This window comes from Actinosynnema sp. NPDC059797 (assembly GCF_042732085.1).
Classification (GTDB): Bacteria; Actinomycetota; Actinomycetes; order Mycobacteriales; family Pseudonocardiaceae; genus Actinosynnema.
Window position 1 is genome coordinate 1,554 of sequence record NZ_JBHWIE010000469.1, and the last position, 2,691, is coordinate 4,244.

The 2,691-nt window shown below is 71.4% G+C and carries 1 protein-coding gene; it reads left to right on the forward strand.

All coding sequences use genetic code 11. The features are described 5' to 3' along the window. Window positions 1-655: 655 nt before the first annotated feature. Window positions 656-2,593: a S8 family peptidase gene (locus tag ACFV4N_RS39885; RefSeq protein ID WP_499677879.1), complete on the forward strand. Its 1,938-nt coding sequence runs from the start codon at window positions 656-658 to the stop codon at window positions 2,591-2,593. Window positions 2,594-2,691 lie beyond the last annotated feature (98 nt).

Here is a 2,691-nt window from a genome sequence, read left to right on the forward strand (position 1 = left end):
CCTTGCTTGTTTTTTTTGTTTTCCTTTCCGGGGGCGGGGGGGGGCCCCCCGGCGGGGGGGGCCCCCCACCACCCGGCTGCCTCTTTGCGGTTTTCGTTCTTGGTTTTTGGTTTCAGGGATTGATTTTAGTCAACACTGAAGATATAGAGGTGAACAAAGTAGGATTCACCACCAGGCCCCCTTGGTGGTCGCGTCCTTGACGGCGGTGGAGACGTCGGTCGAGTCGCTGTGCCTGGCCCAGGTCCCCGGTCGTCCGCGCCCAGTCGTGCGGCTGACGCCCCTCCCCTCCCCCGCTCCGCGCGCGGAGCACCAGCCACCCGGCCACGAGCAGGACGACCACCACGATCCGGGACCTCACACCCACGCCACCGCCCGTCCTGGGCGCTCGTCAACGACGCGTCCGCTCCCCGCCCCGGTGTGGAGGCTAGCTGTTGCGTTCAGGCAACACTGAAGTGATGGAGGGCAGCGACAAGCATTCACTCACGATGCGGGTTTCCGCAGGTCGTTCGCCCTGGCGGCCGATTGCCGCCGGGTCCGCGGGTCCTCTAACGTCGGCGATCACGTCCGCGCGTACGTGATCGTGAAACTCCGCTCCCCCGGCCCACCCGAGCCGCATCGGGTCTGTCGGAGACCCCGCACGAGGGAGAACCCTGCAATGGGAGACGTTCGCGGATCAAGACGAGCCCTGCTCGCGTTATGCACCGCCGGCGCCACCGCGCTGGCGCTGACCACCACCGCCGGTCCGGCCTCCGCCGAGGGCGACGTCCTCGGCACCGCCAACCCGACCGCCATCCAGGACAGCTACATCGTCGTCTACGACGAGGTGTCCGCCCAGAGCGCCGAAGCGCTCACCGCCGACCTCAGCGCGAAGTACGGCGCGAAGGTCGAGTTCACCTACCGGCACGCCCTCAAGGGCTTCGCGGGCACGCTGTCCGAGCGCGCCGCGCGCCGGCTGGCCGCCGAGCCCGGCGTGGCCTACGTCCAGCAGAACGGCACGGTCCAGGCGACCGCCACCCAGCCCAACCCGCCGTCGTGGGGGCTGGACCGCATCGACCAGCGCGACCTGCCGCCGGACTCCGGCTACACCTACCCCAACGACGGCGCGGGCGTCACCGCCTACATCATCGACACGGGGATCCGGACCAGCCACCAGGACTTCGGCGGCCGGGCGTCCTGGGGCACCAACACCACCGGGGACGGCAACAACACCGACTGCAACGGCCACGGCACCCACGTCGCCGGCACGGTCGGCGGCAGCGCCCACGGCGTCGCCAAGGGCGTCACCCTGATCGCGGTGAAGGTGCTCAACTGCGCCGGTTCCGGCTCGTTCGCCGGCGTCGCCGCGGGCATCGACTGGGTCACCGGCCACCACACCTCCGGCCCGGCCGTGGCCAACATGAGCCTCGGCGCCCAGGGCAGCGACGCCACCACCGAGAACGCGGTGCGCAACTCCATCGCCGACGGCGTCACCTACGCCCTCGCGTCGGGCAACTCCAACGCCGACGCGTGCAACTTCACCCCGGCGCGGGTGGCCGAGGCGGTCACGGTGAACGCGTCGACCAACACCGACGCCCGCGCCTCGTTCTCCAACTGGGGCACCTGCACCGACATCTTCGCGCCCGGCCAGAACATCACCTCGGCCTGGCACACCGGCGACACCGCCACCAACACGATCAGCGGCACGTCGATGGCCTCGCCGCACGTCGCGGGCGGCGCGGCGCTGCTGCTGGGCGCCACGCCGTCGTTGACGCCCGCGCAGGTCCAGAGCGCGCTGATCGCCAACTCCACCACGGGCAAGATCACCTCGCCGGGCACCGGCTCGCCCAACCGGCTGCTGTTCGTCAACACCGGCGGCGGCCCCGGCCCCGGCACGCCGGCCATCACCCCGCCGGGCAACCAGACGGGCGGCGTCGGCACGCCCACCAGCCTCCAGCTGAAGGCCACCGGCGGCACGACGCCCTACACGTGGTCGGCCACCGGCCTGCCGCCCGGCCTGTCCCTGGCACCGGCCACCGGCCTGATCTCCGGCACGCCGACCACCGCCGGCACCTACACCGTCACCGCGACCGTGACCGACTCGGCGGGCAAGACCTCATCCGTCACATTCACCTGGACGATCACCCCGGCGGGCGGCTCCTGCTCCGCGCCCGGTGAGAAGGTCGCCAACGGCGGCTTCGAGAGCGGCACCACCGGGTGGTCCAACGCCACCTGGACGATCGGCGCGTGGACCGGCGCCGGCGCGCCGCGCTCCGGTTCGCGCTCGGCGTGGCTCAGCGGCTACGGCTACGCCGACACCGAGACGCTGTCCCAGACCGTCACCGTCCCGGCCGGGTGCACCGGCACCACGCTGTCGCTGTGGCTGAAGATCAGCACCTCGGAGTACGAGCCCGAGGTGTTCGACACCTTCACCGTCCAGGCCAACGGCACCACCCTGGCCACCTACTCCAACCTCGACGCCTCCGGCTACGCGGTGCGCACGTTCAACCTGGGCGCGTTCGCGGGCCAGAGCGTGACGCTGAGCTTCACCGGCGCGGAGGACTGGTCCTACCAGACCTCGTTCGTGCTGGACGACGTCTCGGTGAACGCGGCCTGATCAGGTCCGTGGCCGGGGCGCCGGGGCGGACCCCCCGGGCGCCCGCCCCGCGGTTCCCCACCCCGTAGAGCCCAAAGCGGGCGGGACCCAGCGCCCCA